Raw genomic sequence first — 7207 nt, forward strand, 5'->3', positions numbered from 1 at the left:
GGATACGTTGGCACGCGTGGCCTACCTCATCTCCGTCAACGCCGGGCGCCCCCAGCCGACCGAGCACTCCGACATGAACTTCACCGCGATCGGCAAGCTGCCCGTCGACGGGCTCGTGTCGATCAACGTGCCCGGCCCGAAAGGCACCGAGGCGACCGGGGTCGAGGGCGACCAGATTTGCGACACGCGCCACCATGGCGGGCCGGACCAGGCCGTGTACGCGTACGCGCGCGAGGACCTCGACTGGTGGTCCGGCGAGCTCGGCCGCGAGCTGCCCGGCGGCGCCTTCGGCGAGAACCTGACCACCGCCGGGCTGGACGTGAACGGCGCCCGCGTCGGCGAGCGCTGGCGCATCGGGGACTCCACCGAGCTGGAGGTGTCCGCGCCCCGCATACCGTGCCGCACGTTCGCGGGCTGGCTCGGCGAGCGGGGCTGGATCAAGCGCTACACCGAGCGCGCCCTGCCCGGGGCCTACCTGCGGGTCGTCCGGCCGGGCCGGGTGCGCGCCGGCGATTCGATCCATGTGGTGTACGCCCCTGAGCACGACGTCACGGTCGAGCTGATGTTCCGGGCGCTGACGACGGAGTCCGACCTGCTGCCCCGCCTGCTCGACGCCGGCGAGGCGCTGCCGGCGCGCACCCGGGAGAAGGTCCTAGCTCGTCTGCAGTGAGCGCTTCGAGAGGCCCATGAAGTACCCCTCGATGACCGAACGCACCGGAGCGTCCGGCCTCTCGGCGGCGCCGAGCGTGACGAACAGTGGCGTGTAGTGCTCGACGGTCGGGTGCGCGAACGGCATCCCGGGCGCCTGGCTGGCGAAGCGGCTCAGCGTGTCGACGTCCCCGCGCGCGAGCGCGTCGGCGGCCCACGCGTCGAAGTCGGCCGACCAGCCGGGCGGCCGCCCGCCGCCGGCCCAGTGCTCGTGCGTGAGGAACGGCAGCCCGTGCGTCATGAACCCCGACCCGATGACGAGCACGCCCTCCTCGCGCAGCGGCCGCAGCCGCCGCCCCAGCTCGAGCAGCCGGTCGGGGTCGTGCGTCGGCAGGCTCAGCTGCAGCACCGGGACGTCGCCGAGCGGGTACATCACCATGAGCGGCACCCACGCCCCGTGGTCCAGCCCACGGCTGCGGTGCTCGTGCAGCGGCTCCGTGTCCGGCATCGCGGCCGCGACGCGCCGGGCGAGCGCGGAGGCGTCGGGCGTCGCGTACTGCAGCGTGTAGAACACCGGCTTGAAGCCGCCGAAGTCGTACACCAGCGACGTGCCCGCCGCCGTGGCCGAAACGCTGAGCGGCGCCGACTCCCAGTGCGCGCTCACGATCAGGATCGCCTTGGGCTTGGGCAGCTCCAGCGCCCAGTCGAGCAGCTGGCGCATCCACTCGCCGTCCTCGAGCAGCGGTGGCGCACCATGGCTGATGTACAGGCTCGGCAGCGCCCCGTCCTCGGGCGCCCAGTCCCGCTGCTCCCGGCTGGCAGGCACAGCAGCGGCAAGATGTTGCTCGAGAATCGGCAGCGCGCTCATGTACTCGAGGGTAGCGCGTTAGTTGAGCGCTCAACAAGGTCTACCGAAAAAGTCGGGCGCTCCGCGCCGCGACTTTTCGGATTTTTCGCCTGTCGGATTATAAACCCGATATGTCGTGGCGCGGAGCGCCCGATATATCGCTACAAATGCTGACTGTGGGGTGAAGTTCTCGGGCCGGGGCGGGGGCGGTCAGCTGGTGGCGAGCTCCGCAGCGCGCCGCAGAGCCTCGGCGACCGCGCGGGTCTCGGCGGCGCCGTACACGAGGACGAGCTCGCGATCGGGGCCGCCGCGGCGGTCGGTGGCGGTTGCGCGCTCCACGACGACGCGCGTGGTGGTGAGCTGGTCGTCGACGGAGATGTCCATGTCGGCCACGCCGATGTCCACCTGGCGGACGAAGAGTTCTTCCATGAACAAAAGGGTGGCGCCGCGCGGCGGGGCGGACGCCGCCCCGTGAGGGTTATTCAGAAATGCGCGCGGGCAGACGTCGTGACCAGGAGTTTCGCCTCATGGAGGTGGGCCTTCTCGGCGGCGGTCACGTTGGGATCCGCGACCCGGCGCCGCGCCGCCGCCTCGAGCTGGGACAGCGGGTTGTCCCGCGTGCAGCTCAGCAGCGTGTCGAGGAACGGCTCCGCCTGGTCGTGGAACGGGCCGGGCAGGACCGCGACGCCGGCGATGATGAGCGCCGTCATCGCCACGTCGAGCTCCGGCGGGCCCTCCGTGCTGTTGCGCCAGTCGATGACCACCGGGCCGCCCTCGGTCATCACGACGTTCTCCGGGTGCAGGTCCAGGTGCAGGATGCGCGTGCCGGGGTCGGTGGCGGAGCGGACGCGGACCTTGTGCAGGCGCTCGAGCAGGTCGGCGAGCACGGTGGCACCGGAGTGCAGGTCCAGGGTGGCGTCGCCGAGGGCCTGCAGCATCGTCGGGCCCTCGAGGCGCTCCATGACGAGGTCGGCGCCGTCGGCCTCGTAGATGCGCGGGACGGGGTACCCGTGGTCGGCGACATACCGCATGGTCGCCGCCTCCGCCGTCACGTCGCCGCCCCGGCGGTATCGCCGCAGGACCCGCCGGTCATCGAGCGCATAGACATCCGCGTCGCGGCCGCTGGCGAGAAGTGCGGTCATGCCGCGACTCTACGTCGCCCGGCCGATTCCTTCAGCCCTTGGGGCTACAGCCATCCGTTCTCATCGGCCAGGCGAACGGCCTCGGCGCGGGTGCGCGCGCCCGTCTTGCCGATCGCCGCCGACAGATGGTTGCGCACGGTGCCCTCCGAGAGGCCGAGGTGGCTCGCGATGTCGGCGACGGTGCCGCCCTCGCGCGCGGCGCGCAGCACGTCAGCCTCGCGCGGGGTCAGCGGGCTGTCGCCGCTCGCGAGCGTCTCCGCGGCCAGCGTGGGGTCGACGACGCGCAGGCCGGAGGCGATGCGGCGGACCGCATCGGCGAGCTGACGGGCCGGGGTGTCCTTGACCACGAAGCCGGAGGCGCCCGCCGCCATCGCCCGGCGCAGGTACCCGGGCCGGCCGAACGTGGTGACCATGAGCACCTTGCAGGACGGCAGCGCCCGGCGCAGCTCGGCCGCGGCCGCGATGCCGTCCAGGCCGGGCATCTCGACGTCCAGCAGCGCCACGTCCGGGCGGTGCTCGCGGGCGGCCGCGACGACCTCGTCCCCGCGGCCGACCTCCGCCACGACGGTGAGGTCGGCCTCGAGGTCGAGCAGCGCCGCGAGCGCGCCGCGCACGAGCGCCTGATCGTCGGCGATCAGCAGTCGGATTGACACCTCAGCATCGTGTCACGACACGGGAGCGGGCTCCTCGTGCAGATCCCCCTGCGAATCATCCGGTCCTGACGACAGTGATATGAATCACTGTGTCAGTTCGGTGATCGTGCGCACTGCGGCGGTGACGACGCCGGCCGCGAACGCATAGTCAAGGGTTTCGGCGGTGTCGCCCGGCCGGTGGTACTGCGGGTTGCGGTAGTCGGCGGTGTCCGTGACCAGCAGGGCTCGCCGGCCCGTCTCCCAGTAGGGCACGTGGTCGCTGCGCATCGCCACCTCGGCGGCGAGCTCCGGCAGCACGAGCGGGAAGGCCGGCACCTCCAGGCGGCCGGCGAAACGGCGCAGCAGCCCCTGCGAGCCTTCGTCGGCGACGAGGGCGATGAAGTCGCCGCGCGCGGGCGGGTCGACGAAGCCGGCGAGCTCCTCCGGGAAGGCCTGGTCGGCCGCGGTGTACCCGATCATCTCGAAGACGATCGCCTCGGTCTGCGGGGTGATGTACGCCATGTGGGCCCGGCTGCCCTCGACACCGTCCTCCTCGCCGCCGAAGAGGACGAACCGGATGGTCCGGGCCGGCAGCTCGGCGTCGCGCAGCGCGCGGGCGGCCTCGAGCACGCCCGCCACCCCGCTGGCGTTGTCGTCGGCGCCCGGGGCGGTCTCGACGGAGTCCCAGTGGGCGCACAGCTCGACGGCGTCGTCGGAGGTGCCGCCCTGGATCTCGGCGACGAGGTTGACCTCGTGCAGCTCGCTGCCGTAGCGCTCGACGCGCACGGGCAGGCCCAGTTCGGTGAGCTCGTTGGTGATGTACCGCAGCCCGGCGGCGACCCCGGGCAGGTCCTCGAACCGCGGCCCGTGCGCGGTGAGCGCCTCGACGTGTGCCCGCAGCCGCTTCGGTGAGATCACCGCCACAGGGTAAGGCCGCGGGAAATGGAACAGCCCCCGAGGTTCCCGCGCTGTTGCGCGGGGCCGGTCGGACTACACCGGAAAGCCTCGGGGGCTGGGTAACTGTCTCGTATTCGCCTTCCGCCATCCGGGCGGACACTGCGAAGTGCGAGTCCAGAGGACGGCGACTAGCGGACAGTCACCTCACGAGTCCCATTGCTACACAACTTTGGACCACCTCCTTTCCCGTGTACGCCCAACCTAGCCACCGTCCTTGATCCGCTGCAACGCTTTTTCGGGTGCAACTGCGGGGCAGGCCCGAACGACTAGGCTGCGGTGGTGAGTGAAGAAGAGCCCGACCCGGCGGTCGTCGAGCTTGCGCACCGCATGTTCGACCTCGCGCGCGCGGGCGCGACCGAGGAGCTGGCCGGCTACGTCGACGCCGGCGTGCCCGTCAACCTGACCAACGACAAGGGCGACTCGCTGCTCATCCTCGCGGCGTACCACGACCACCCGGCCACCGTGACCGCGCTGCTCGACCGCGGCGCCGAGGCCGACCGGGCCAACGACCGGGGCCAGACGGCGCTGGCGGCGGCGGTGTTCCGCCAGAGCCCGGCGAGCGTCGGCGCGCTGCTGTCCGCGGGCGCCTCCCCGGGCGCGGGCGGCCCGTCCGCACTGGACACGGCCCGGTTCTTCGACCTGCCCGAGATGCTGCGGCTGCTGGAGGCCGCGCGATGAGGGACGTGCAGATCCGCGGCGACATGATCCGGCTGGGGCAGTTCCTGAAGCTCGCCGACGTGATGGAGTCCGGCGGCGAGAGCAAGGAGCTGATCCTCGACGGCGAGGTGTCCGTCAACGGCGAGGTCGACACCCGCCGCGGCCGCCAGCTGCACCGCGGCGACGTCGTGCGGGTGCTGGGCGAGACCCTGCGGGTCGCCTGAAGATCGTCATACTCAGGAACTTCACAGCGCCGTTTGGGCCGCTGCCCAGGTGCGCGTCACACACTAAGAGTGTGACCGGCGCCGGAAAGCCGGAAGCCTCCCTGGATGGTCCACCGGCGCACGGTCACGCCAACTTCACTCATGACGTTGCCGATCTGGGGTGGTCAGTGGGGGCAACGGTGATGCGGTCGAGGTCGGGACACCACCTGCCGGGGGTGTTCGCGGCCTCGACTGTGTTACGCCCCGCCTCCAGCGTCATGATGACCGTCACGGTCGCGACCGAGCCCGCGCCGCCGCTGCTGGGAAACTCGATCGGCGTCCAGAGCAGCCCGTTCCCGAGGTAGCAGCGCAGCGGCTCGCTCGACAGGTACGCAATCGTCACGCGATAGTCGCCGCCGGTCGGTACGGCGAACCCGATGAACGCCATCGAGCGCCCGTCGCCCACTCCCGTCACCGCGCGCCCGCCGGACGCCGCCTCGGCCTCGCGCACGCTCATCTGCGCCGGCCGGTCGTTGCCGTCGGCCTCCGCCTCGATCGTGAAGACCGCAGCAGGTGTACTCCCCGACGCGCTCGGCGACGCCGAAGCACTCGACGCCGCTGCTGTGGGCGTGCTCGTCGTCGAGGTGACCCGGGTCACGGTCGCCGTCGAGGGCGTCGCCGACGCCATCGACGACTTCGTGGCCGCCGCGGGCGCCGGCGTGCGGCTCGGCGACCGGCTCCACGGCACCCGGCTCGGCCGCACGGGCAGCTCGGTCAGCGCGGGCACGATGCTGCCGTCGGTGAGTCCGGCCTCGGCCTGCCCGGGCCCGTGCTCGGACAGCGCCCGCAGCCCGAGGAACACGCCGGTGACGATGACGAAGGCAGCAGTGAACACGACCCTGGGCGCGCGGCGGTGCCCGGCCCGCCGCACCCCTCGGTACATCGCGTGGGCGACCGGCCGGTGGCGGGCCCGGTGCAGCAGCGGCCGGACGTGCCGCGGCTTGGTCCAGCGGTGGGAACGAATGCTCGCCGGCCGTTCGGCCCGCACGGGCCCGGGCACTTCGTGCGCGGCCCGGATCAGTCCGGGCACTCCATGCCCGAACTTATCCGGTATTTCGTAATAAAACGCCACCGTTGGGTTCGTAGGGTTCATTGGGCTCATGGGGTCATTTGGGTTCATGGAGTCAAAACGACCTTGCCTCTCACGTGTCCGGCGTTCAGCAGGCGGTGCGCATCCGCGGCCTCGGCCAGCGGCAGCTCGCGGTGCACGGAGGCCCGCAACAGCCCACGGTCGGCCAGGTCGGCCAGCCACCGCAGGTCCTCGGCGTGGGGCGCCGGCGCCACGTACCGTCCGCCCGCGGCGGCGATCGCCGGGTTGACCGTCGAGACCGCCCGGGCCGGGTCGCGCACCTCGCGCAGCGCCGCCGCGGTCGCGTCGCCACCGGCGAAGTCGACGGCCACGTCGTACGGCTCGCCGGCCTCGGTCGGCTCGACCAGCGGCTCGGCACCCAGCTCGCGCAGGAAGTCGTGGTCGGCCGGCTCCGCGGTGCCCAGGACGCGCTCGGCACCCAGCGCCCGCGCGATCTGCACCGCGAAGTGCCCGGACCCACCGGCAGCACCATGCACGAGCACGACGTCGCCCTCGCCGGTACCGGCCGCCCGCAGCGCCTGCAGCGCCGCAACCGCGTCGCGCGGCACAGCGGCCGCCTCGACAAAGGTCAGCCCGGCGGGCTTCTGCGCGGCGTCCTGCTCGGCCACGATGACGCGCTCGGCGTAGGCGCCGGCGGCGTAGGCGTACACCTCGTCCCCGACCACGAACCCGGTCACCTCCGACCCGCGCCCGACGACCACGCCGGCGAGCTCGCGCCCGGGCACCCGCGCGGCGGGCCGCTCGGCGGCCCGGCCGGCCGCCGGCATCGCGCCCGCCATGGCCGGCGGAGGCACACCCACGCCCGCGCCCGGGCCTGCCGGTTGGGCCGCGATCGCGCCCGGGGCCGGTGGTTGGGCCGCGCCTGCGCCCGGGGGCGCGCCCGCGCCCGGGGCCGCTGGTTGGGCCGCGCCTGCGCCCGGGGGCGCGCCCGCGCCCGGGGCCGCTGGTTGGGCCGCGCCGGGGCCGGCCGG

Annotated in this window: 10 protein-coding genes; 3 read left to right on the forward strand and 7 right to left on the reverse strand. The window is 72.9% G+C overall.

Annotation, left to right across the window (positions count from 1 at the left end):
• Positions 1–16 precede the first annotated feature (16 nt).
• Entirely contained in the window at positions 17–670 is a 654-nt protein-coding gene (locus ABD901_RS38665; protein WP_345135012.1) for an MOSC domain-containing protein, read from the forward strand.
• Here the strand turns inward: ABD901_RS38665 and ABD901_RS38670 are convergent.
• The 5 genes from ABD901_RS38670 to ABD901_RS38690 form a co-directional block, all read right to left on the reverse strand.
• The gene (locus ABD901_RS38670; protein WP_345135014.1) at positions 653–1516 is read right to left on the reverse strand and encodes a dioxygenase family protein; all 864 of its coding nucleotides are present in this window, start codon (positions 1514–1516) and stop codon (positions 653–655) included. The genes ABD901_RS38665 and ABD901_RS38670 overlap by 18 nt on opposite strands.
• Positions 1517–1705: 189 nt before the next feature.
• The gene (locus ABD901_RS38675; RefSeq protein ID WP_345135016.1) at positions 1706–1924 is read right to left on the reverse strand and encodes a hypothetical protein; all 219 of its coding nucleotides are present in this window, start codon (positions 1922–1924) and stop codon (positions 1706–1708) included.
• Between the two features lie 53 nt (positions 1925–1977).
• Entirely contained in the window at positions 1978–2637 is a 660-nt protein-coding gene (locus tag ABD901_RS38680) for a phosphotransferase (protein ID WP_345135018.1), read from the reverse strand.
• A 44-nt stretch (positions 2638–2681) separates the two neighbouring features.
• Positions 2682–3290, reverse strand: coding sequence for a response regulator transcription factor (locus tag ABD901_RS38685; protein ID WP_345135020.1), 609 nt, complete (start codon positions 3288–3290; stop codon positions 2682–2684).
• A gap of 84 nt (positions 3291–3374) precedes the next feature.
• Positions 3375–4187 (reverse strand): M20/M25/M40 family metallo-hydrolase, encoded by an 813-nt coding sequence (locus ABD901_RS38690; RefSeq protein WP_345135022.1) that lies wholly within the window; start codon positions 4185–4187, stop codon positions 3375–3377.
• A gap of 318 nt (positions 4188–4505) precedes the next feature.
• Here ABD901_RS38690 and ABD901_RS38695 point away from each other — a divergent pair, with 318 nt between their 5' ends.
• Together ABD901_RS38695 and ABD901_RS38700 are read left to right on the forward strand one after the other, a co-directional pair.
• Positions 4506–4904, forward strand: a complete 399-nt coding sequence (locus ABD901_RS38695; RefSeq protein ID WP_345135024.1) for an ankyrin repeat domain-containing protein — start codon at positions 4506–4508, stop codon at positions 4902–4904.
• Positions 4901–5107, forward strand: a complete 207-nt coding sequence (locus tag ABD901_RS38700) for an RNA-binding S4 domain-containing protein (RefSeq protein WP_345135026.1) — start codon at positions 4901–4903, stop codon at positions 5105–5107. Before ABD901_RS38695 ends, ABD901_RS38700 begins: the two co-directional genes overlap by 4 nt.
• A gap of 139 nt (positions 5108–5246) precedes the next feature.
• Here ABD901_RS38700 and ABD901_RS38705 read toward each other — a convergent pair whose 3' ends face one another.
• A complete protein-coding gene (locus tag ABD901_RS38705) occupies positions 5247–6176 on the reverse strand; it encodes a carbohydrate-binding protein (RefSeq protein ID WP_345135029.1) in 930 nt (309 codons plus the stop codon).
• An 86-nt stretch (positions 6177–6262) separates the two neighbouring features.
• Positions 6263–7036: an NADP-dependent oxidoreductase gene (locus ABD901_RS38710; RefSeq protein WP_345135031.1), complete on the reverse strand. Its 774-nt coding sequence runs from the start codon at positions 7034–7036 to the stop codon at positions 6263–6265.
• Positions 7037–7207: the final 171 nt, after the last annotated feature.

The organism is Dactylosporangium darangshiense (genome assembly GCF_039537565.1).
Classification (GTDB): Bacteria; Actinomycetota; Actinomycetes; order Mycobacteriales; family Micromonosporaceae; genus Dactylosporangium; species Dactylosporangium darangshiense.

What these genes read in the sequence shown, in the direction of transcription:
- ABD901_RS38680 (WP_345135018.1), bottom strand. Translation starts at nt 2,637, where the DNA reads ATGACCGCACTTCTCGCCAGCGGCCGCGACGCGGATGTCTATGCGCTC.
- ABD901_RS38675 (WP_345135016.1), bottom strand. Translation starts at nt 1,924, where the DNA reads ATGGAAGAACTCTTCGTCCGCCAGGTGGACATCGGCGTGGCCGACATG.
- ABD901_RS38670 (WP_345135014.1), bottom strand. Translation starts at nt 1,516, where the DNA reads ATGAGCGCGCTGCCGATTCTCGAGCAACATCTTGCCGCTGCTGTGCCT.
- ABD901_RS38700 (WP_345135026.1), top strand. Translation starts at nt 4,901, where the DNA reads ATGAGGGACGTGCAGATCCGCGGCGACATGATCCGGCTGGGGCAGTTC.